Annotated in this window: 22 protein-coding genes and 2 tRNA genes; 18 read left to right on the top strand and 6 right to left on the bottom strand. The window is 61.5% G+C overall.

The annotated features are described in order from the left end of the window. The first annotated feature begins 8 nt into the window (after positions 1-8). On the top strand, positions 9-677 hold the full coding sequence (locus EBQ26_RS06145; protein WP_122238134.1) for a 7-cyano-7-deazaguanine/7-aminomethyl-7-deazaguanine transporter: 669 nt from the start codon (positions 9-11) through the stop codon (positions 675-677). Between the two features lie 81 nt (positions 678-758). Here EBQ26_RS06145 and pssA read toward each other — a convergent pair whose 3' ends face one another. Beyond that, positions 759-1,631 (bottom strand): CDP-diacylglycerol--serine O-phosphatidyltransferase, encoded by an 873-nt coding sequence (pssA, locus tag EBQ26_RS06140; protein ID WP_122238133.1) that lies wholly within the window; start codon positions 1,629-1,631, stop codon positions 759-761. Between the two features lie 174 nt (positions 1,632-1,805). Next, complete coding sequence (locus tag EBQ26_RS06135) at positions 1,806-2,282, bottom strand: universal stress protein (protein ID WP_122238132.1); 477 nt, start codon at positions 2,280-2,282, stop codon at positions 1,806-1,808. Positions 2,283-2,537: 255 nt separating this feature from the next. On the opposite strand from EBQ26_RS06135, the gene macA reads away from it, so the two are divergent. The 6 genes from macA (at position 2,538) to EBQ26_RS06105 (ending at position 9,108) form a co-directional block, all read left to right on the top strand. Further along, positions 2,538-3,725 (top strand): macrolide transporter subunit MacA, encoded by a 1,188-nt coding sequence (gene macA, locus EBQ26_RS06130; protein ID WP_122238208.1) that lies wholly within the window; start codon positions 2,538-2,540, stop codon positions 3,723-3,725. A gap of 16 nt (positions 3,726-3,741) precedes the next feature. Then, on the top strand, positions 3,742-5,736 hold the full coding sequence (locus tag EBQ26_RS06125; RefSeq protein WP_122238131.1) for a MacB family efflux pump subunit: 1,995 nt from the start codon (positions 3,742-3,744) through the stop codon (positions 5,734-5,736). Continuing rightward, positions 5,733-7,298, top strand: coding sequence for an efflux transporter outer membrane subunit (locus EBQ26_RS06120; protein ID WP_238944179.1), 1,566 nt, complete (start codon positions 5,733-5,735; stop codon positions 7,296-7,298). The genes EBQ26_RS06125 and EBQ26_RS06120 overlap by 4 nt, the downstream gene beginning before the upstream one ends. A 127-nt stretch (positions 7,299-7,425) precedes the next feature. After that, positions 7,426-8,079, top strand: a complete 654-nt coding sequence (lolA, locus tag EBQ26_RS06115; protein WP_122238130.1) for an outer membrane lipoprotein chaperone LolA — start codon at positions 7,426-7,428, stop codon at positions 8,077-8,079. A 239-nt stretch (positions 8,080-8,318) separates the two neighbouring features. Further along, positions 8,319-8,624: a DUF4258 domain-containing protein gene (locus tag EBQ26_RS06110; RefSeq protein WP_122238129.1), complete on the top strand. Its 306-nt coding sequence runs from the start codon at positions 8,319-8,321 to the stop codon at positions 8,622-8,624. A gap of 1 nt (position 8,625) precedes the next feature. After that, positions 8,626-9,108 carry a helix-turn-helix domain-containing protein gene (locus EBQ26_RS06105; protein ID WP_122238128.1) on the top strand — a complete coding sequence of 161 codons (483 nt, stop codon included), beginning with the start codon at positions 8,626-8,628 and terminating at the stop codon, positions 9,106-9,108. 205 nt (positions 9,109-9,313) lie between these two features. Here the strand turns inward: EBQ26_RS06105 and EBQ26_RS12650 are convergent, their stop codons facing one another. Next, on the bottom strand, positions 9,314-9,502 hold the full coding sequence (locus EBQ26_RS12650; RefSeq protein ID WP_147474014.1) for a hypothetical protein: 189 nt from the start codon (positions 9,500-9,502) through the stop codon (positions 9,314-9,316). A 165-nt stretch (positions 9,503-9,667) separates the two neighbouring features. Here EBQ26_RS12650 and dusA point away from each other — a divergent pair, with 165 nt between their 5' ends. The 5 genes from dusA to tolA all read left to right on the top strand — a co-directional run bounded on the left by dusA (position 9,668) and on the right by tolA (position 13,782). Further along, a complete protein-coding gene (gene dusA, locus EBQ26_RS06095) occupies positions 9,668-10,660 on the top strand; it encodes a tRNA dihydrouridine(20/20a) synthase DusA (RefSeq protein WP_122238126.1) in 993 nt (330 codons plus the stop codon). A 143-nt stretch (positions 10,661-10,803) separates the two neighbouring features. Beyond that, positions 10,804-11,280 carry a tol-pal system-associated acyl-CoA thioesterase gene (gene ybgC, locus EBQ26_RS06090; protein ID WP_122238125.1) on the top strand — a complete coding sequence of 159 codons (477 nt, stop codon included), beginning with the start codon at positions 10,804-10,806 and terminating at the stop codon, positions 11,278-11,280. Continuing rightward, positions 11,277-12,017, top strand: a complete 741-nt coding sequence (gene tolQ / locus EBQ26_RS06085) for a protein TolQ (protein ID WP_122238124.1) — start codon at positions 11,277-11,279, stop codon at positions 12,015-12,017. Before ybgC ends, tolQ begins: the two co-directional genes overlap by 4 nt. Positions 12,018-12,046: 29 nt before the next feature. Next, positions 12,047-12,493, top strand: coding sequence for an ExbD/TolR family protein (locus EBQ26_RS06080; RefSeq protein ID WP_122238123.1), 447 nt, complete (start codon positions 12,047-12,049; stop codon positions 12,491-12,493). Between the two features lie 95 nt (positions 12,494-12,588). Continuing rightward, positions 12,589-13,782, top strand: coding sequence for a cell envelope integrity protein TolA (tolA, locus tag EBQ26_RS06075; protein ID WP_122238122.1), 1,194 nt, complete (start codon positions 12,589-12,591; stop codon positions 13,780-13,782). A gap of 127 nt (positions 13,783-13,909) precedes the next feature. On the opposite strand, the gene EBQ26_RS06070 is transcribed toward tolA, so the two are convergent. Next, on the bottom strand, positions 13,910-15,091 hold the full coding sequence (locus EBQ26_RS06070) for a YncE family protein (protein ID WP_122238121.1): 1,182 nt from the start codon (positions 15,089-15,091) through the stop codon (positions 13,910-13,912). A 12-nt stretch (positions 15,092-15,103) separates the two neighbouring features. Between EBQ26_RS06070 and EBQ26_RS12645 the strand changes: the two genes are divergently transcribed. After that, positions 15,104-15,379, top strand: a complete 276-nt coding sequence (locus EBQ26_RS12645) for a hypothetical protein (RefSeq protein ID WP_147474013.1) — start codon at positions 15,104-15,106, stop codon at positions 15,377-15,379. A gap of 252 nt (positions 15,380-15,631) precedes the next feature. Here EBQ26_RS12645 and trhP read toward each other — a convergent pair whose 3' ends face one another. Continuing rightward, positions 15,632-17,014 carry a prephenate-dependent tRNA uridine(34) hydroxylase TrhP gene (gene trhP, locus EBQ26_RS06065; protein WP_122238120.1) on the bottom strand — a complete coding sequence of 461 codons (1,383 nt, stop codon included), beginning with the start codon at positions 17,012-17,014 and terminating at the stop codon, positions 15,632-15,634. 113 nt (positions 17,015-17,127) lie between these two features. On the opposite strand from trhP, the gene EBQ26_RS06060 reads away from it, so the two are divergent. Further along, positions 17,128-17,204 (top strand) — tRNA-Val (locus EBQ26_RS06060). 224 nt (positions 17,205-17,428) lie between these two features. On the opposite strand, the gene EBQ26_RS06055 is transcribed toward EBQ26_RS06060, so the two are convergent. Next, complete coding sequence (locus EBQ26_RS06055) at positions 17,429-18,361, bottom strand: OmpA family protein (protein ID WP_122238119.1); 933 nt, start codon at positions 18,359-18,361, stop codon at positions 17,429-17,431. A 184-nt stretch (positions 18,362-18,545) separates the two neighbouring features. Here EBQ26_RS06055 and EBQ26_RS06050 point away from each other — a divergent pair, with 184 nt between their 5' ends. From EBQ26_RS06050 to EBQ26_RS06035, 4 genes are all read left to right on the top strand, one after another. Then, positions 18,546-19,802: a lipoprotein-releasing ABC transporter permease subunit gene (locus EBQ26_RS06050; RefSeq protein WP_122238118.1), complete on the top strand. Its 1,257-nt coding sequence runs from the start codon at positions 18,546-18,548 to the stop codon at positions 19,800-19,802. After that, the gene (lolD, locus tag EBQ26_RS06045) at positions 19,795-20,529 is read left to right on the top strand and encodes a lipoprotein-releasing ABC transporter ATP-binding protein LolD (RefSeq protein WP_122238117.1); all 735 of its coding nucleotides are present in this window, start codon (positions 19,795-19,797) and stop codon (positions 20,527-20,529) included. Before EBQ26_RS06050 ends, lolD begins: the two co-directional genes overlap by 8 nt. A gap of 109 nt (positions 20,530-20,638) precedes the next feature. Beyond that, positions 20,639-20,714: transfer RNA gene (locus tag EBQ26_RS06040), tRNA-Asn, on the top strand. Between the two features lie 142 nt (positions 20,715-20,856). Next, positions 20,857-21,801 (top strand): CysB family HTH-type transcriptional regulator, encoded by a 945-nt coding sequence (locus EBQ26_RS06035; RefSeq protein ID WP_122238116.1) that lies wholly within the window; start codon positions 20,857-20,859, stop codon positions 21,799-21,801. The last annotated feature ends 97 nt before the right edge of the window (positions 21,802-21,898 follow it).

Genomic DNA, 21,898 nt, shown 5'->3' with positions numbered 1-21,898 from the left:
GGTCCAACATGACTGCTACGGCTGCACCCCAATCGCGGGTGCCTTTTTACTTGTCCCTTCTGGTGGCATTTCACATCGCCATCATCATTGCCAGCAATTATCTGGTGCAGTTGCCCATCGATTTGTTTGGCTTTCACAGCACCTGGGGCGCGTTCAGCTTTCCGCTCATCTTTCTCGCCACGGATTTGACCGTGCGCCTGATTGGCAAATCCGCCGCGCGGCGCGTCATTGCGCGGGTGATGGCGCCAGCGCTGGTGGCGTCTTACATCGTCTCCGTGCTGTTTCACGAAGGGCGCTTCAACGGCTTTGGCGCGCTGCTGGAGTTCAACAGTTTTGTGTTCCGCATCGCCTTTGCCAGCTTTGCCGCTTACGTGCTGGGGCAGTTGCTGGATATCCAGGTGTTTGATCGCATCCGCCGCAGTTGGGCGGCCTGGTGGGTGGCCCCGGCAGCTTCGGCCATCGTCGGCCAGGCGCTGGATACGGTGGCCTTTTTCGGCATCGCCTTCTGGCGCAGCAGCAACCCTTTCATGGCCGCCAACTGGGTGGAGATTGCCACGGTGGATTACGTCATCAAGCTGGCCGTCAGCCTGCTGCTGTTTGTGCCGGCCTACGGCCTGACGCTGGCCGCCATCGTGCGCGTGATGCGCCGCCCTTTGCCTGGGGTGGCTGCGGCTTGAAGCGCTGAAAGTCCTGGGGGCGTGCCATGAATGGCGCGTGACGCGCCTGCCCATCGTTGCCCAATCGCCCCTCAACGGGTTCTACCGATGCAGGCCGATTTCGTCGGGCTCGTTGGTGGAGACGCTGATGACGCTCACCGGCTCGCCTTTGGCGCGCCGACGGGCGTAAACGACAAAGCCGCTGAGGGCATAGAGCACGAACAGCCCGAACAGCACCAGGGGCGGGTCGATGTTGATGATGGCGATCACCAGCACGACGAGCACGACGCTGATGAACGGCACGGAACGGCGCGCGCGCAGGTCTTTGAAGCTGTAGTACGGCAGGTTGGTCACCATCGTGATGCCCGCGTACAGCGTGATGCCGAACATGATCCAGGCGATGGCGTTGTGCGAGAGGTAGGCGTCGTAATTGCGGCCCTCATCGGTCATCAGCCAGATAAAACCGGCCACCAGCGCAGCCGCCGAGGGCGAGGGCAGGCCCTGGAACCAGCGCTTGTCCACCACCGAGGTGTTGACGTTGAAGCGCGCCAGGCGCAGCGCGGCGCAGGCGCAGTAGATGAAGGAGGCGATCCAGCCCCAGCGGCCCAGGCCCTGCATGGCCCATTCGAGCGCGACGAGCGCGGGCGCGACGCCGAAGGAGACCATGTCCGAGAGCGAATCCATTTGCTCGCCAAAGGCGCTTTGGGTTTTGGTCATGCGCGCCACGCGACCGTCCAGCCCATCCAAAATCATGGCGGCAAAAATGGCAGTGGTGGCGTGGTCGAAGCGCCCGTTCATGGCCATGACGATGGCGTAAAAGCCGCAAAACAGCGCCGCCACGGTGAAGGAGTTGGGCAGCACGTAAATGCCTTTGCGCAAGGGGCGTGCGGGCGTGGGCGTGGGCGTGGATGCTGGCGCGGATGTCTGGGCGGGCGGCGCCGGCTCAGCGGGCGAGGAGTTGGGATGGTCGGTCATGGGCAAGAAGCCGATACGGGCACAAGCGATGGAGAGCAAACCAGGCGCGCATTTGGGCGCGCCTGCATGGCGATCAAATTATTTTCTATCAATCATTCAGCAATAAAACCATGCCATTTCGGCATAATGGCAATGAAGTTGAATATTTTTTGATTTGTAATTTCATAAGAGGGATTAGGCCGCTTCCTGCGGCGCATCCTCTGGCTCATCGGCCGGGCGGCGCACCACCAGAACGGGGACGTGGACGGCGCCCAGCACGCGATCGGTCGTGCTGCCCAGCAGCAGCTTTTCCAGCCCGGAGCGCCCGTGCGAGGCCATGACGATCAGCGAGATATCGCGCTCCTGCACCACTTGCGAGATGGTGTTTTGCACAACGGAGCCTTCCAGCGTCAGGGTTTCAACGGGGATGCCCTGCGCCTCCAGCTCCTGGCGGGCCTGCTGCAAGGCTTGCTGGGCCTGCTCGTTGGCTTCGGCCACGTATTGGGCCTGGCCGTAGGCCAGATCGGTGCCGATACCGGTGAAGGGATAGGGGTCGATCACATACAGCAGCAAGATGGAGCTGCCAAACGCCTGGGCCATGGCTTTGGCATGGCGGATGGCGCATTGGGACGTGGGCGTTCCGTCGATAGGAACCATGATGTGGGCATACATCGTTAGACCTCCAGTAATTCCAATTCCAAACAGGGCGCTGGCGCGCTGGCATACCTGGGCCGCATGTTAACGATTTTCCCCGCGCCCAATCGCTTGGGGCCACGCTCGCTCAGCAGGTGGACCGGGCGTTTTTACGCAGCCTTTACTGTGGATTGCCCCATGCCCCAACACAAGGCGCGGACAATCGCTGCCCTTCAATGGCCCAGCGCGTCGCGCGCGCCAAGCCGCCCCGTGATATCAAACCAATCGAGCAGCATGCGTAAAAAAAACAGGAAATGGGTGTTTCTCATCGCCGCCTTGGCGCTGATCGCAGGCGGGTACTACGCCAAGCAGATGTGGGTCAAGCCCAAGCCTGTGGCCACCTACGCCACGGCGCCTGTGGCGCGCGGCGACGTGGAGAAAACGGTGCTGGCCTCGGGCAAGCTGGAGGCCTTGCAGCAGGTGAACGTGGGCGCGCAAGTGTCGGGCCAAGTCAAACGCCTGGCGGTGGAGCTGGGGCAGCAGGTCAAGGCGGGCGATTTGATCGCCGAGATCGATTCCCTGACGCAGCAAAACGCCCTGCGCAATGCCGAAGCGGCGCTGACCACGGCCAAGGCCGATCTGGCCGCGCAAAAAGCCGGGCTGGCCCAGGCCAAGGCGGCCTACCAGCGGCAAAAGCAGATGCGGGCAGCCGATGCCAACTCCCAGGCCGATCTGGATGCGGCCGAGCAGGCCTACAAAGTGGCCCAGGCCAGCGTGCAATCACAGCAGGCGCGCGTGGCGCAGGCGGGCATTTCGGCCGATACGGCGCGTTTGAATCTGGGTTACACGCGCATCGTCGCCCCCATGGATGGGCAAGTGGTGGCGGTGGTGACCAAAGAGGGGCAAACCGTCAACGCCAACCAGTCCGCGCCGACCATCATCGTGCTGGCACAGCTCGATACGATGACGGTGAAGGCGGAAATCTCCGAAGCCGATGTGCCCCACGTCAAACCCGGCCAGCCGGTGTACTTCACCATTTTGGGCGAGCCCGCCAAGCGCTACGAAGCCACGCTGCGCAATGTGGAGCCGGGGCCGACCACGCTGGGCACCACCACCACTGCCACAACCAACACCACTACTGCCCAGGCCATTTATTACAACGGCTTGTTTGATGTGCCCAACCCCGCGCACACCTTGCGCATTGCGATGACGGCGCAGGTGAACATCGTGCTGGGCGCGGCCCGCGATGTGCTGACCATTCCCACCAGCGCGCTGGGCGCACGCCGCGGTGATGGCAGCTACACCGTGCGCGTGCTCGCCGCCGATGGCACGGCGCAGCCACGGCAGGTGCAAATTGGCTTGAACAACAACGTCTCGGCAGAGGTGAAAAGCGGCCTGCAAGAGGGCGAGCAGGTGATCGTGGCCGATTCCGCCCAGCCCTCGGCTGCACGCACGCCGCGCGGCCCCGGCATCCGCATGTAAAGGGGCGCAAACGACCATGCCAAGCGCTTCTCAAACCGCCCGTGGCGCGGCGCCGCTGCTGGAGGTGCGCCAGCTTTGCCGCGAATTCCCCGCCGGGGAAGGCACGATTGCGGTGCTCAAGAACGTCAGCCTGGATATCCACGCGGGCGAGATGGTGGCCATCGTGGGGCAGTCCGGCTCGGGCAAGTCCACGCTGATGAATATCCTGGGTTGTCTGGATCAGCCCAGCTCGGGCAGTTACCGCGTGGGCGGGCGCGAAACCGGCCAGTTGGAGCCCGACGAGCTGGCTCAACTGCGCCGCGAGTATTTCGGCTTTATTTTTCAGCGCTACCACCTGCTGTCGGATTTGACGGCGCAGGCCAATGTGGAGGTGCCCGCCATCTACGCGGGCGCGCCCAGCTCCCAGCGCCAGGCGCGCGCGCGGCAACTGCTGGCGCGGCTGGGCCTGGCCGAGCGCACCAGCCACACGCCGGGCAAGCTCTCGGGCGGGCAGCAGCAGCGCGTCTCCATCGCGCGGGCGCTGATGAACGGCGGTCAGGTGATCCTGGCCGACGAACCAACTGGCGCGCTGGATTCGGCCTCGGGCGTGGAGGTGATGAACATCCTCTCCGAGCTGCACGCCGAAGGGCACACCATCATCCTGGTCACGCACGATATGAAGGTGGCCGCGCACGCGCAGCGCATCATCGAAATCCGCGATGGCGAGATCATTTCCGACCGGCCCAACGCGCCTGCCAACACGCCGCCCCCGCCAGCAGCCCAGGCAGCGGGCGCGCGGGCGCAAGTGCCCATGCGTGAAGGGCTGGGGGCGCACTGGGGGCGATTTGTGGAAGCCTTCCAAATGGCCTTGCTGGCCATGAACGCACACCGCCTGCGCACGTTTTTGACCATGCTGGGCATCATCATCGGCATTGCCTCGGTGGTCTCCGTCGTGGCTTTGGGCGAAGGCTCGCGGCGCGCCATCTTGCAGGACATCGCCTCCATCGGCACCAACACCATCGACATCCGGCGCGGCTCGGGCTTTGCCGACCGCCAGGCCTTTCGCATCCGCACCCTGGTGGCCGCCGATGCCGACATCCTTGCGCAGCAAAGCTACGTGGCGGGCGTGACGCCGCGCGTGAACAGCTCCGCCACCGTGCGCTACGGCAATGTGGAATCCACCGGGGAAATCCAGGGCGTGGGCGAGCAATTCTTCCAGGTGCGCGGCCTCAAGCTGCAAGCGGGCAGCCTGTTCGATGCCGACGCCGTGCGCGAGCGCAGCCAGGTGGCGGTGATCGACGACAACACGCGCAAAACCTACTTCCCGCACGGCCGCGCCGTGGGCGAAGTGCTGTTTTTGGGCAAAGTGCCCGTGCGCGTGATCGGCGTGCTCCAGCCCGACAGCAACGCCTTTGCGCCCGCAACCAACAACGTCGTGGTGTATGTGCCCTACACCACGGTGATGAGCCGCATCTCGGGGCAGGACTACCTCAGCTCCATCACTGTGCGCGTCAGCGATGGCGCTTCCTCGCAAGCGGCGGAAGCGGGCATCACGCAACTGCTCACGCAGCGCCACGGCAAGCAGGATTTTTTCCTGATGAACTCCGACACCATCCGCAAAACGGTGGAAAACACCACCAAAACCATGACGCTGCTGATCGCCTCCATCGCCGTCATCTCCCTGCTGGTGGGCGGCATCGGGGTAATGAACATCATGCTGGTGTCGGTCACCGAGCGCACCGGCGAAATCGGCGTGCGCATGGCCGTGGGCGCGCGCCAAAGCGACATCCAGCAACAGTTCCTGATCGAAGCCGTGCTGGTCTGCGTGCTCGGCGGCCTTCTGGGCATTGGCTGCGCGCTGGCCTTTGGCGAGCTGTTTGGTTATTTCAAAGTCGGCTTTGAGCTGGCCTTTTCCACCCAGGCCATGCTGTGGGCCTGCCTGTGCTCCTCCATGATCGGCATCGTGTTCGGCTTTTTGCCCGCACGCAGCGCCGCGCAACTCAACCCCATTGAAGCGCTTTCGCGCGATTGACTGCCCCTCCCGTGATCGCCCTCGCTTTGCCCTCCCCCATCATCCTCGCCCCCATCACCGCCCCCCGGCCCGCGCGCTGGGGCGCCACCGTGGCCCTGGGCCTGCTGCTGGCAGGCTGCGCCCACCTGCACACCCCGTATGAAGCGCGCGGCATTGCCGTGCCCGCGCAGTGGAGCGCCACCAGCGCCGCAAACACCGAAAACACCGAAAACAGCAACGGGAGCGCCCACGCAAGCCACGCCACCGCCTGGCAGCGCCCCGCCCTGCAAGACGCCTGGTGGAAACGCTTTGGCGATGCCGAGCTCGATCGCCTCATCACCCTCGCGCTGCAACGCAACAGCGATTTGCACACCGCCGCCTGGAACATCCGCAAAGCGCAAATCGCCCTCGGCCAAAGCCAGGACCGGCAAACCCCCACCCTGGGCGCCAGCGCCACAGCCAACGCCAGCCACAACTTCGACACCGGCAGCACCAGCCGCAACCACGGCGTGGGCCTGAGCCTGAGCTATGAGCTGGACCTCTGGGGCAAGCTCGCCCGCCAGCAAGACGCCGCCCAATGGCGCCTGGCCGCCACCGAGCAAGACCTGCAAAGCGCCGCCATCGCCCTGGTCGCCAACGTCGCCCAGCTCTATTGGCAACTGGCCTACCAAAACGCGCAAATCGCCAGCGGCCAGCACAGCCTGGCCTACGCACGCCGCGCCCAGCAGCTCGTGCAAGCGCGCTACGCGGCCGGGGCCGCCTCCGGCCTGGAGCGGCAAGAAGCCCGCCGCAGCGTCGCCGCGCAAGAAGCCGCGCTGGCCCAACTGCGCCACAACCAAACCGCCACGCGCAACGCCCTGGCCCTGCTGCTGCACGAGCCGCCCGCCTCCGCCACCCCCGCCGCCGCGCCGCCCTGGCTGCCGCAAGAGCCGCAAACCCTGCCCCAGCACGCCCTGCCCGACATCCCCGCCGGCCTGCCCGCCCAAGTGCTGGCGCGCCGCCCCGACGTGCAAGCCGCCGAGCAACGCCTGCGCGCCACCCTCGCCGATGGCGATGCCGCGCGCGCCAGCTACTACCCCGCCATCAGCCTCACCGGCAGCCTCAACAGCGCCAGCCGCTCGCTGGGCGACGTGCTCGCCAACCCCATCGGCGCCCTGGGCGCCAGCCTGGCCCTGCCCTTTTTGCGCCAGCAGGAAATGCGCCTGAGCAACGCCGCCGCGCACGCCAACTACGAAGCCGCCACCCTCCAATGGCAGAAAACCCTGCTCACCGCACTGCAAGAAGTGGAAAACGCCCTCAGCCGCCGCACCCAACTGGCCGAGCAACGCCGCTGGCTGGAGGAACAACTCGACGCCGCCCGCCAAGCCGAAACCCTCAACGAAACCCGCTACCGCGTCGGCGCCACCGCCCTGAAAACCTGGCTGGACGCGCAGGAAGCGCGCCGCAGCGCAGAATTGGCCCTGGCCGCCAACCAGCTCAGCCAACTGGAAAACCAACTCACCCTCTACAAAGCCTTGGGCGGCGACGCCCTCCTGCCCGCCCCCCAAGTGCCCGATGTACCCAGCCTCATGCAACGCCCGTGAATTATTTTACAAATCATTAAGATAAAAAATCACCTTGTTTTGGCATGATGACATTAAAATCAAATTTACTTTGGTTGAAATAAAGTATTCCCCCCTTTTTCCTGCCCACAGCCCGAAAGGCCCGCCCATGAAAAACGCTGCCCGCCCCCTGCTTCTGGCCCTTGCCCTGGCCACCCTGCCCACGCTGGCCCTGGCCGATGGCCTGCAAGCGCTGGAAGCCTTTTTGCGCCAAGTGCAATCGGGCCAGGCCCGCTTCACGCAAACCGTCACCGCGCCCGAGCGCAACGGCCAGCCCGCGCGCGTCACCCGCTCCAGCGGCGACTTCGCCTTCGAGCGCCCCGGCAAATTCCGCTTCGACTACCGCAAACCCTTCCCGCAGCAAATCGTCGGCGACGGCAAAACCCTGTGGGTGTACGACGAAGACCTCAACCAGGCCACCTCGCGCAACCAGCAACAAGCGCTGGATGAAACGCCCGCAGCCATCCTCTCCTCCGCCCGCACGCGCGCCGAGCTGGAAAAAACCTTCCAACTGCAAAACGCCCCCGAAGCCGACGGCCTGCAATGGGTCATCGCCACCCCCAAAACCAGCGACGGCGCGCTGCGCAGCGTGCGCATCGGCTTCAAAGACAACACCCTCGCCGCGCTGGACATCGAAGACAACTTCGCCCAGCACTCCGCCCTGCGCTTCGAAAACTTCGCCGTCAACCCCACCATCCCCCCCGCCACCTTCCGCTTCACGCCCCCAAAAGATGCAGACGTGATCCAAGACCAGCAGCCATGATGCACAAGCGCAGATATTTATATTTCAAAAAGAAACAAAATATCCTTGTTTTGGCAACATGGACATTAAATCAAATTTCTTTTGATTTGAAATAAAAGCAGTGTGCCAGGCACACTTTCTGTCACACCGCAATGCCTTGAGCGAACACAGCCACGCCAAAGATGTTGGCGTGGCTGCGCCAACTGCAATCATCAAATATTGGCGTATTATTCCCCCTATCATTTTGATAGGAGCCTTACTTGGGCGAGCCATCCATTCACCAGATTGAACGGTTCATCCGCGAGAGCGCGGCAGACAGCCAAAGTATTGCCTTCACTCAGCATGCCCTAGCGCGCATGCGTCAGCGCGGCGTGACGCGCATCATGGTCATGGAGGCTCTGCGTATGGGATGCTTGCGTATCGCACCAGAGCCAGACTTGAAATTCCCCGGCATCAAATGCCGAATGGAGAGATTGGTCTCTGGCGTGTTGGTGGGGGCTGTGGTTTATCTGGAGTACCCATTGCCCGATCTGACTGTTGTAACAGTGATTGATTTAGGAGGCTGACATGTACCACTACACAGACGGCGGTTTGCGCAACGTCTGGCTGGCCAACGGCTACACCATCCGGCAAACGCCCTATGGAGAAGCGGTCGCCATCCAGGATTTGGAAGGCTTGACCCAAGCCATTTGTATGGCGCTCGTACGCAAGGAAAAACCCTTAACCAGAACGGAGTTTCGATACATTCGCAGCTCCGGCCTGCAACTCTCACAAGCCAATCTGGCATCGACCCTTGGCGTTGATGCGCAAACAGTAGCGCGTTGGGAAAAAACCGCCCGCATCCCGAAAATGGCGGACAAATTCATTCGACTGGCGTACCTCGAACACGCCAACGGCAACGAACGCCTGAGAAGCGCCTTTGAAACACTGCGCGCCGTCGAGCGCGCCAAATTTGGGCCGCAACCAATGAAACTTATTGTCACAACCCAAGGCTCGCACTGGAACGCCCGATTAGAAGACGACGCCAATTGCACGGCAGAGCCTGCGTAACGCCTTTTCGTTCGTTTGAAGCCCGCCCCCAGCGGGCTTTGCTTTGGCTACTGTCCCCAACGCCGTGCACACCACCATGCCCTCCCTGACACCCACGACCTGCTGCTTGACGTCCTGCGGCACGGTACCGACAACCAACCGAATATCAAGGCCACTTGGCTGTCCTTGAAACGCCTGATTCGCCGACGGGAAAAATCGGTGGAGATCACGCAGATGAACGACCAAGAATTGTTATGGTTCTCCTTCGACGCGGCGCGTCAAGACGCCCCCGCCCCCAGTCCACCGCCTGACGGCGCGTGGCAAAGGTGCGCGATTCCTGGTACGCGATAACGCCGTTGCGCTTGAGGCGCACCAGGCACTGGTATTTCTCCCCTCTCTGGCGGATGGTGGGCATGGTGTTTTCCTTCGGTGTGACATGGGTGTGCCGCAAATCATACGGCGGTGTGCCTGTCACACTTTGGCCGGTGTGCCAGGCACACTTTCTGTCACACCGCAACTCCTTGAATGTGTGCCCAATCCACGCAAATATCACGCAAATAATTTCACACCCACTTCCTACATGCCAACAAAATCAACAACTTACAACCCTTGGAGGCTTTGTATCGCGCCGATGCTCGATTGGACGGATCGCCACTGCCGCCATTTCCATCGCCTGCTCACCCGCCATGCCCGGCTTTACACCGAGATGGTGCACACCGGCGCGCTGCTGCACGGCGATACGGCGCGGTTTTTGCAGCATGGCGAAATCGAGCACCCGCTGGCCCTGCAACTGGGCGGCAGCGATCCGCACGACCTGGCCGCTTGCGCCAGGTTGGCCCAGCAATGGGGGTATGACGAGGTCAACCTCAATTGCGGCTGCCCCAGCGAACGCGTGCAGCGCGGCAGTTTTGGCGCCTGCCTGATGGCTGAGCCGGAGCTGGTGGCGCAGTGCATCGCCGCCATGCGCGAGGCGTGCGACATCGACGTCACCATCAAGCACCGCATCGGCCTGGATCGCCAGGAGGATTACGCCCCGCTGCGCGATTTCGTGGGCCGCGTGGCCGAAGCGGGCTGCCAGGTTTTCATCGTCCACGCCCGCAACGCCTGGCTCAAGGGCTTAAGCCCCAAGGCAAACCGCGAGGTGCCGCCGCTGCGCTATGAGGTGGTGCACCGCCTCAAGGCGGACTTTCCGCATTTGTGCATCGTCATCAACGGCGGTTTGCGCGAGGAGGAGGAGATCCGCGCCCAGTTGCAGCACGTCGATGGCGTGATGGTGGGCCGCGCGGCCTACCACGAGCCGTGGCGGCTCACGCGCTGGGATGAAGCCTTTTTCGGCGCACCCGCCTTCACGCAGGGGCGTGACGAGATTGAGCAAGCCATGGTGGCTTATATGGAAAAGACCCAAGCAGCCGAAGGCGTGCCCACCTTCGCCATGGCGCGCCATATGCTGGGGCTGCGCAATGGGCAAAGCGGCGCACGCGCATGGCGGCAGGTGTGGAGCGACCATCGCCTCAAAACCCTCACGCCCGCGCAGGTGCATCAGCAAGCCATCGCGCATTTGCCGCGCGGCTGACGCCCGCAGCCCGTCACCCGCACCGTGCGCACAGGGGCTTTGCAACGCGCTGAAATGCTTGAGCATTGCGCTTCAAGTGACTGATTTATTCAGATTTTTTGCCTTTTCGCGCAGCCCCGTCACTACAATCGCTTTTTTCCTTCATGGCTTTGACGACTGTGCCCGCCCAACCCTTGCCGCCCGCCTCCCCCCCCTCCGCGCTCCCTTTTGCCTGGCCTGTGCGGGTGTACTGGGAAGATACGGACGCGGGCGGCATCGTGTACCACGCCAGCTATGTGCGCTTCATGGAGCGCGCGCGCACCGAGTGGCTGCGCAGCAAAGGCATGGGCCAATTGCAGGCCCAGCAGCAATGGGGCGGCTTGTTCGTCGTCAGCCAGTTGTCGCTGCGCTATCTGACGCCTGCGCGGCTGGACGATGTGCTGCACATCACCGCCGAGCCGCTGGAGTGGGGGCGCGCCTCCATGACGCTGCGCCAGCGCATCCTGCGCGCCGAGCCAGCGCCGCAGGACAACGCCGCCGCGCCACTGCTGTGCGAGGCGCAAGTGAAAGTGGGCTGGGTGGATGCCGCCAGCCTGCGCCCAGCCCGGATTCCTGACCCTGTACGGACCTTGTTCCTATGAACGCTCAAGACATGTCGATCGGCCACCTGATCCTCAACGCCAGTTGGGTGGTGCAATTGGTGATGCTGCTGCTCGTGGCTGGCTCCATCGCAAGCTGGATCACCATCTTCCAGAAAAGCCTGGCGCTGCGCGATGCGCGCAAGCTCAATGCCGAGTTTGAGGAGGATTTCTGGTCCGGCGCCAGCCTCAACGACTTGTATGCCGCCGCCGTGCAAAACGCCCGCAGCAGTGGCCCCGTCGAGCGCATGTTCGCCAACGGCATGCGCGAATACCACAAGCTGCGCGAACGCCGCATCAGCCAGGCCGACACCCTGCTCGACGGCGCGCGCCGCGCCATGATGGCCAGCTTCAACCGCGAGATGGACGCGCTGGAAAACGGCCTGTCCTTTCTGGGCACCGTCGGCTCCATCTCCCCCTACGTCGGGCTGTTTGGCACCGTCTGGGGCATCATGCACGCCTTCACCGGCTTTGCCAGCATGGAGCAAATCTCCCTGGCCACCGTCGCCCCCGGCATTGCCGAAGCGCTGATCGCCACCGCCATGGGCCTGTTTGCCGCCATCCCCGCCGTCGTCGCATACAACCGCTTCAGCCGCGAGATCGACCGCACCGCCATCCGCCTGGAGACCTTCGGCGACGAATTCACCAACATCCTGCAACGCAACCTCAGCGCCAGCGGCGCGCCCAGCTCCTCGCCCAACCCTGCGCCAGCCAGCCAGGCAGGCCAAGCTGGCCTTTAAACCGCCGCAGCAAGGAGGGCCCCCCCAATATGGCCAGCAGCTTCTCCAGGCGTGGCGCCAGAGGCCGGCGCACCGTCAACGAAATCAACATGGTGCCCTTCATCGACGTGATGCTGGTGCTGCTCATCATCTTCATGGTGACTGCCCCCATGATCACGCCCGGCGTCATCAATGCCCCATCCGTGGGCAGCGCCGACCAAACCCCGCCCGCCATCGCCCAAGTGCTGGTCAACAGCGCCGGGCAACTGGAATGGAAAGTCGCCAACGCCGATCCGCGCGGCGCCAGCCTGGAGCAAATTGCCGAACTGGCCAAAGACTGGGAGGCCCAGCAACTGCGCGAAGGCAAAACCGCCGAGCAATACGCCATCGTCATCGTGGGCGACAAGCAAGCCGCGTACGAGCACGTCATGAACGCCCTCACCGAGCTGCAAAAAGCCGAAATCAAGCGCGTCGCCTTCTTGCTCAACAAAAAATGAAGCCCTCCAACCCTATAAATCAAAGTAAATTTAATTTGATTACCATCATGCCGAAATGGCAATAAAAAATTTCCTTTGATTTATAAAATACCGCCATGCCCGCCCCCCTGCCACCGCTGCACCACCAGCCCTTGACCCCGCCCCAGCCGCCCATGCGCTTGCGCGCGGTCGCGCTGGCCGTGCTGGTGCACGTGGGCCTCATCGGCGCATTGGTGGTGGGCATGAACCTCAAGCGCCCACCCGAGCCTGTGATGGAGGCCGAACTCTGGTCCGCCCTTCCCGAACAAGCCGCCCCCGCCGCCCCCAGCGAACCCGAGGTTGCAGAGCCGCCACCGCCTCCGCCGCCCCCTCCTCCACCCGCGCCCGAGCCAGAACCCGCTCCCCCCGCTCCGCAGCCGCCACCGCCTGCTGCTCCGCCAGCGCCTGAGCCGCCCCCTCCCCCGCCGCCCCCGCCGGAACCAGACCCCAAGTTGGTGCTGGAACAGAAAAAACGCGAGCAAGAAGCCCAGCGCAAGCGAGAGCAAGAACTGGCGCGCAAACGCGAGGAAGCAAAGCGCCTGCAAGAGCAGCGCAAACAGCAAGAGCTGGAGCAAAAGCGCCTGGAAGACGAGCGCAAAAAAGAAGAGGAACGCCGCAAAGAGCAAGAGCGCAAGCAGCAGGAAGAACGCCGAAAGAAAGAGCAAGAGCGCCAAAAAGCCCAAGCCGAGGCGAAAAAAGAAGCCGAGCGCAAGCAGGCCGAAGCCGAGGCGAAAAAGAAAGCCGACGCCGAAGCCAAGAAGAAAGCTGAAGCGGAAGTGAAGAAAAAAGCCGAAGCCGAAGCCCAACAAAAAGCCGAAGCGGAGGCGAAAAAGAAAGCCGCTGCCGAGGCCAAGAAAAAAGCCGATGCCGAAGCCAAAAAGCGCGAAGCCCAGGAAGCCGAAGCGCGCCGCCAGGCCGAGCTGCGCCGCATCCAGAACATGGCCGGCCTGGCCGGTGCCAGCGGCGGCGCACGCGCTACGGGCACGGCAGCGCAATCGTCAGGCCCATCCACAGGGTGGAGCAACAAAGTCAAAGCCGCTGTACGGCCCAACATCATTTACCCTGCAGCCATCATCGGCAACCCCGAGGCACGCGTTGAAGTCAAGATGGATGCCACGGGCCGCATCACCAGCAAGCGCCTTGTCAAATCCAGCGGCAATGCCGCCTGGGATCAGGCCGTGCTGCGCGCGCTGGACAAAACCCAGGTCTTGCCCAAGGACAACGGCAAGGTCATCACGCCCGTCACCTTGGTATTCACGCCTCACGATTGAGGCGGGCGCAGCGTTGCCCTGGCCTACCCCAGCATGAAAAAACCCCTGTAAAAAACCCGGGCGCCGCACCCATTCTCCGGGGCGGCGCCCTGCGGTATTTCACAGGGGCGATCAGGGGCTGAGCCCATCAGAAGCTCAGGCGCACCACGCTTTCGTTGCTGCCTTTGGCATCGTTCTTGCCGTTCTTGACGGTGGCGTACACAGCGCCGGTTTGCGCATCCAGCGACAGGCTGTTGGGGTGCGAGGGCAGATCAAAGCGCTGCAACGGCTGGAAGGTTTTGAGATGGAACACTTCCACGCTGGCGCCTTCGCGGGTGGTCACCCACAGGCGACCACGCTCGGGGTCGGCCAGCAAGGCAACGGGGCCTTTGCCCTTGGTGGGCTGACTGGCCAGCAGCGAGCCGTTCTTGGGATCCAGCGCGACGATGCGATCGCCACGGCCGCGCGAGACGTAGTTTTTGATGCCGGCGCGCTCGCGCGATTGGTTGAAGACATCCAGCCCCTGATCGACGGCAAACAGGCGTTTGCTTTTCGCGTCGAAGGCCAGGTTCAGCGGCTGATCCAGGGCGATCTCGTGCTTTTTCTCCAGCTTGAGCGTGCGCGCATCGACGGTGAAGAGCTGGCCCTGCTGGTTGGAGACATAGACCTTGCCCGCCGCCTCATCCAGCGCAATGCCGGTGGCGGTAAAACCCAGGCCGGTGATGACTTTTTCCACCTTCAGCATGCGCGTATCGACAACATACAGCGCGCTGTTCTTGGAATCCATGCCGGGCATGAACAAGCGGCCATTGGCCTTGTCCAGCACGAGCTGGCGGAAGCGGTGCTCATAGCGCTCTTGCATCTTGCCGTCGCGGCCCGGGGCCTGGACTTTCTTGGCCAGTTGCACCACGCCCAAGGTCTTGCCGCTGGCGATGTCGATGACGGTGACGGAGGAATCGATGGTGTTGCCAATGTAGATGCGGCCCGCATCTTCATCGAGCGCCATGCCAAAGCCACGGCGCACCAGCGGGATTTCGCCCACCACGGCCAGGCTTTGCGGATCCAGGCGCAGCAGGCGCGAAGCGGGTGCATCCTTGCCAAAGCCGCCCGAGGAGTTGACGAACACGGCATTGAATTTGGGCGAGTAAGCCAGCTCGTACAGGCCCGGGGCGATGGCTTGGCGCACCACTTGAGGCTGGGCTTGCGCGCCTGCTTGAACAACCTTGGCCGCGGTGTTAGCCGGGGCCTGGCCTTGGTGCGCACAGCCGGCCAAAGTAGCGGCCAAGGCAGCGGCTGCGGCAGTGGTGAGGAAGCGATGGGACAGTTTCATGGAGTGTTTCCTTTGCAAGTGAACAAAAGGGAGAAAACGCGAAAGCGCAACAACATGCCCGCCACCATATCTTCCGCCCTGGGCAGAGGCCAGCGCCGCCACAACACGCACATCCCAACCCGCCAACGCGAGCAAAAGCACAAGATGTGTGCCAAGCAAGTTGGGCGGGGAGGTTCAGTCATGGACGCGCCAACGGGTTCGAAAGGACGATTGCTGCAAATTTTCAATTCAAGAGATAAAAAACATGCCATTTTCGGCATGATTTCACTCAAATTATTTTTACTTTGATTTGAAAATCAAAAATATGCCAGAAAAAGCGAAAAACCGCATGCAACCAAGCCCATGCGAGCATGGCGTGCGGTTACTGCGGTTACAAGACGCAAACCGGCAGGCATTCTATATCTGTATTGATAGTAACTTTTATTCTCGGTATCGAGGAGCAAACAGCACCGCCAAGGTCACGGCACACAGCAATCGCAGGCCGACTGCCGCAGCCGCCCCTGGCCAATGAGCGGCTGCGCCATGATGGTACACAGCGGTTTACGCCGCTTGGGGGAGCAATCGCGCCACCAGCGCGCCTTGAGTGGGGCCTTCGATGGGCAACCACACGCGCAGCGGGTTGCCAGCGGCCACGTCAATCGACGCGCCATCGGCGTTTTGCATGGTTTCCAGCTTGATGAGGCGGTTGCCGCTGGGGTGGATGATCTCCAGCGTGTCGCCCACGGCGAAGCGGTTTTTGGTTTCCACCTCCACCCAACCATCGGCGCGCACACCGCGCACTTCGCCCACGAACTGGCTGCGCTGGGCCACGGAGTGGCCGGTCTCGTAGTTCTGATAGCTGTGCGCCGGGCGGCGCTCCAGCAGGCCGCCGGTGTAGCCCCGGTTGGCCAAGCCCTCCAGCTCGGTGATCAGCTCGGGGTTGAAGGGGCGGCCGGCCACGGCGTCGTCGATGGCGCGGCGATACACCTGGGCAGTGCGCGCCACGTAGTACAGGCTTTTGGTGCGGCCCTCGATCTTGAGCGAATCCACGCCGATGCGCGTGAGGCGCTCGACGTGCTCGACGGCGCGCAAATCCTTGCTGTTCATGATGTAGGTGCCATGCTCATCTTCCATGATGGGCATCAGCTCGCCGGGGCGGCCCACTTCCTCGATCAGATAGACCTGATCGGCCTTGGGGTGGCGAATGCCGTCGCCGCAGGCGGAAAAGGCCTTGTCGGCTTCTTCCTGCAGGCCCTGGAAGCTGAAGTCCCGACCCAATTGGTCAATGGCCAGCGCCTCGCCCGTGTTCGGGTCGACGGCGGCGGCGTGGGTCTTGTAATCCCAGCGGCAGGCATTGGTACAGGTGCCCTGGTTGGGGTCGCGGTGGTTGAAATAGCCCGAGAGCAGGCAGCGGCCCGAGTAGGCGATGCACAGAGCGCCATGCACGAAGACTTCGATCTCCATGTCCGGGCAGTCCTGGCGGATTTGCTCGATCTCCTTGAGGCTCAATTCGCGCGAGAGGATGATGCGCGAGACGCCCACCTTCTGCCAGAACTTCACCGAGGTGGAATTGGTGGTGTTGGCCTGCACCGAGAGGTGGATGGGGATGTGCGGCCACTTCTCGTGCACCAGCATGATCAGGCCTGGGTCGGCCATGATGAGCGCGTCGGGCTTGAGCGCGATAACCGGCTCGATGTCGCGCAGATACGTGCGCACCTTGTCGTTATGCGCCAGCAAATTGCTGGTGACGAAGAATTTTTTGCCACGCGCGTGGGCTTCCTCAATGCCTTGCTTCAGCTGCTCCAGGCGGAACTCGTTGTTGCGCGCACGCAGGCTGTAGCGCGGCTGACCGGCGTACACGGCATCGGCGCCAAAATCGTAGGCGGCGCGCATTTTTTCCAGGGAGCCGGCAGGCAACAGCAATTCAGGGCTAAAAACAGTCATAAAAAGAGGGATGTGGCCAAACAAGCGCGGATGAGGATACCAGAGCCAGCGCAAAAATCAGAATTTTCGTTTTGCACGCTGATTTTCTGTGTAGAATGCCGTCTTTCGCTTTTAGGCGCGTAGCTCAGTTGGTTAGAGCACCACCTTGACATGGTGGGGGTCGTTGGTTCGAATCCAATCGCGCCTACCAAGCTTGTTCAGTGAACGGTTTGGTAAATATTTAAGTGCAGACCTCCAGCCTTACAGGCCAGGAGGTTTTTTTATGCCTTCTTCACCCCCTACCCCACTCTTTATCCGATCACGCCAAATCGGTATTCAAGGGGAGTCGGCTGCGCGCCGAAACAGGGGCAGCCGGCTAAGTTGCGACGCTTTCCGCATAAAAAATGTCCCCTCATGCATGAGGGGACATCGCTATCAGTGGCTCAAACGCACTTCCACTCGGCGGGCTTTGGCGTTGCTGCCTGTACCAGTGTGCGACTGGGGACGCTCCAGCTCAATGCGCTCATGCGGAACGCCCAAACGCATCAACATGTCTCGCACGGCAAAGGCACGCTCTTTGGCCAGCTTCTCGTTGATTTCGGCATTGCCTGTGGGATCGGTAAAGCCCGAGATGATGGTGCGCTGACCAGCGGCCACAGCAGCGATCACTTCTGCCAGGGCAGCGTCCGAACCGGGCGCCAGTTCAGAGCTGCTGGATGCGAAATAAAACTTGACGATGCCATCTTCAATCATGACGCTGGGGCCGCCTGGCTCTTCCTGATAGGGGCGCTCACGCGGCGGCGCTTCTGCTGGCGAAACACTAGGTTGCTGCACATCAGGCGCGAGGACGGGCACAGGAATGGAGGCCATGACCGGTGGGCGAGGCGTTTGCAAAACGACTTCAACACGCTGGGCCAAGGCGGTATCGGTGCTGAGCGGATCCATCTGCACGCTGGCCAGCGCGAGATGTTGCGCAGGCACGCCTAGCTGCAACAGTTGCGCATGCACATTGTGCGCGCGACGCTCCGGCAAACCTGCCGCAGCAGCGGTAGCGGGAGTCATGCCATTAAAAGGCAGCACAGTGGCTTTGAGATCGCCCCTGCGCAGCTTTTCCAGCAGACTTGCGCCCATTTCCTCTATGGTGCGCTGGGCGTCTGGCACTGCATCGCTACCAGGGGCAAAGTGGAAGCTGATAACGGCTCCCGTCAGGCTCACGGGAGCAAGGGCTGCAACAGCTTCTTTCTGCGCTTTGCCACGATTGAGCACGGTGGAGGCGCCAAACCACAGCACACCCGCGACGATCAGGCCAATCAATGTAAAAACCAGTAGCAGCGCAATGCGCGAATCGGTATCTTTTTCTTGAGACATGGGAAGTTTTCCTTGGATGGAGGAGGCGGAGCAACGAGCCTCCGGAATGTCGCGCGAGATTGTATGCGGCTCCACGCTGCCTACAGCCGTCTGAACAGGCGCGGTGGCACAGGTTGGATCATGCACAATGGCCGCTTTTTTCTTCAGATGCTGCCCGTCATGAGCGGACAGCGTTTTCTTTTTTATGCAAACTCCCTATGAATGGGCCATGGGCTGGCGTTACACCCGGGCGGGGCGCACCAGCCGGAGCAAGGGCTTGCTCTCTTTTGTGGCCAGCGTTTCGGCCATCGGCATTGCACTAGGCGTAGCAGCGCTCATCATCGTTCTGAGCGTGATGAATGGCTTTCAGCGCGACGTGCGCGATCGCATGCTGTCCGTAGTGTCACATATCGAGGTGTTTGCGCCGCGCGGCGGCGTACTGCCGAGCGTGGAGCGCGTCACAGCCCAAGTGCGGCAAAACCCTGAAGTTGTGGGTGTAGCGCCTTTTGTGGCGGTTCAAGCTTTGCTTGCACGTGGCGATGACATGCGAGGGGTGCTGGTGCGCGGCATTGATCCCCAGTTGGAACCTCAAGTGACCGATCTGGCGAACAGCCTGGACCCAGCAGTGCTCGGCCAGTTGACGCCAGGAGATTTTCATGTCGTTCTCGGGCACGAGTTGGCGCGCTTGCTGGGCGTGCGCGTGGGCGAGAAGGTGACCGTCATTGCCCCATCGGGACAAGTGACGCCTGCTGGAGTAATTCCCCGCCTGAAACAGGTGACCGTGGTGGGAACATTCAACTCTGGTCACTACGAGTATGACTCCTCCATGGCGATGATGTATTACGAAGATGCACAACGCATTTTTCGCTTGGAAGCGCCCACGGGCATCCGTCTGAAGCTGCGTGATTTGCATCAGGCGCCACAAGTCATGCAGCAATTGGCCAACACATTGACAGATCGCTTGTTATTGCGTGACTGGAGTATGCAAAACCCCAACTGGTATGCCGCAGTCCAATTGGAGAAGCGCATGATGTTCATCATCCTGACGCTCATCGTGGGGGTGGCGGCATTTAATTTGGTAGCGACGCTGGTGATGACAGTGGCCGAAAAACGAGCCGATATTGCGATTTTGCGCACCCTGGGAGCAACCTCAGGCTCCATCATGGCCATTTTCGTGGTGCAGGGCGCAATGGTTGGGATCATTGGCACCTTAGGGGGATTGCTGCTGGGCTTGCTAGTCGCTTTCAATATCGACGTCATCGTCCCCTCAATTGAGAAGCTGTTGGGGTTTCAATTTTTGCCCCAAGACCTTTACATCATCAGCCAATTGCCCAGCGACCCGCGCATGAGTGACATTGCTGCCATTTGCGCCATTGCGTTGACGCTGGCTTTCCTTGTAACGCTGTATCCGAGCTGGCGCGCCAGCCGCATCAACCCTGCTGAGGCGCTGCGCCATGAATGACTCCACACATCGCAACTGCGTGCGCACAGATACAGCGCCAAGCGTGGTGCTTTCGGCACGCAACATCGTCAAACGTTTTACCGAGGGGCCACTTGATGTGACCGTCCTCAAAGGCCTGTCGCTGGATGTGTATGCCGGTCAGACCTTGGCGATTGTGGGGGCCTCTGGCTCAGGCAAGAGCACGCTTTTGCATATCCTGGGTGGGCTGGATATGCCCACTAGCGGTCAAGTGCTGCTGCAAGGCCAGTCATTAGCAGAGCTGAGCGCCAATCAGCGCGGCGCCTTGCGCAACCGAACCATGGGGTTCGTGTACCAATTTCACCATCTGTTGCCTGAGCTAACCGCTTTGGAAAACGTCGCCATGCCGCTACGCATCCGCCGTGCCCGTGCAGATGTGTGCCGCAGCAAAGCTACGGCCATTTTGCAAAAAGTCGGGCTAGGGCAACGCTTGCAACACCGTCCCGCTGAGCTTTCCGGTGGCGAAAGACAGCGCGTAGCCATTGCCCGGGCTTTGGTCAGCGATCCCTTGTGCGTGCTGGCCGATGAGCCGACAGGCAACCTCGACCGGGAAACCGCTGATAGCGTTTTTGCCCTGATGCTGGAGCTTGCACGCGAGCAAGGCACAGCCTTCGTGCTCGTCACCCATGATGCCGATCTTGCGGCCCGCTGCGACCGACAAATGCGCATGGATTCTGGAGAGTTGAGCGAACTCTTGCCCAATGGATGAGGGGAACAGGCGCGATCCATCTGACTGACACTTGGCAGACGAATTGGCAAACGGATTGCGTGTTTTTATTTATCAGAACATAAAAAATGCGCTACAATCTGCGGCTTGATCCCCGATAGCTCAGTCGGTAGAGCGACGGACTGTTAATCCGCAGGTCCCTGGTTCGAGCCCAGGTCGGGGAGCCAAATTGATAAAAGGCAGACCGTTTGGTCTGCCTTTTTTATTGCACTTGGCAGCATCAGTCGTCATGCCTCAAAAAAGGGCGGCAGATCCTCTGCCGCCCATGCTGCTGCATGCTCTCGTAATCCCTCCAGTAGCCACTTCGTTATGAACCTCCACCAATTTCGCTTCGTTCAGGAAGCTGTACGGCGCAACCTGAATCTGACCGAAACAGCCAAGGTTTTACACACCTCTCAGCCCGGCGTGTCCAAAGCCATCATTGAGTTAGAAGATGAGCTGGGAGTGGAAATTTTTGCCCGCCACGGCAAACGGCTGAAACGCATTACTGAGCCAGGACAGCACGTGTTGGCGAGCATCGAAATCATCCTGCGGGAAATAGGCAACCTCAAACGCATCGGTAGCGAATTCAGCGCCCAAGACATCGGCACGCTCTCCATCGCAACCACCCATACGCAAGCGCGTTACGTGCTACCAGAACCTGTAGCCCGCTTTCGCGGTCAGTACCCTAAGGTCAATATCAGCCTGCACCAAGGCACACCGCAGGAAGTGGCCAATCTGGTACTGAACGAGATAGCCGATATTGGCATGGCAACAGAGTCGTTAGCGGATTATCCCGATCTTGTGACGTTGCCATGCTATGAGTGGCAGCATGTGCTGATTTTTCCGCCCCAACATCCGCTGGCCCACAAAGAGCGCATCACTCTGCACGATCTTGCCAGCGAGCCTTTGATCACCTACCACCCCTCTTTCACAGGGCGGGCCAAAATCGATAAAGCCTTTGAACGCCAAGGCCTCCAACCCAATTTCATTCTGGAAGCCATCGATTCGGATGTGATTCGTACCTATGTCAACCTGGGACTGGGCGTAGGTATCGTGGCGGAGATGGCTGCCAAAGCCGATTTACTCGGTCATCTCGTAGCCAAGCCCATGGGCGATTTGTTCGGGATTAACACGGCTCGCGTTGCCTTCAAACGTGGCGCTTATATGCGGCAGTTTGTTTACCGTTTTGCAGAACTCATCAGCCCGCGGTTAAGCCGCGAACAAATTAACTTGGCCTTGGCTGGGCAACAAGACGGCGACTACGAGCTCTGACAATCCCATCCAAAAAGCACGGGGCCTGCGATGCAGGCCCCGTGCTTTTCAAGAAACCCATCATGGGAGCTCAAAATACCAAGCTTCCCATTAACAA

The sequence above is a fragment of the Allofranklinella schreckenbergeri genome (assembly GCF_003703475.1).
Lineage (GTDB): Bacteria > Pseudomonadota > Gammaproteobacteria > Burkholderiales > Burkholderiaceae_C > Lampropedia > Lampropedia schreckenbergeri.
This window is presented reverse-complemented; position numbering and strand designations above follow the sequence as displayed.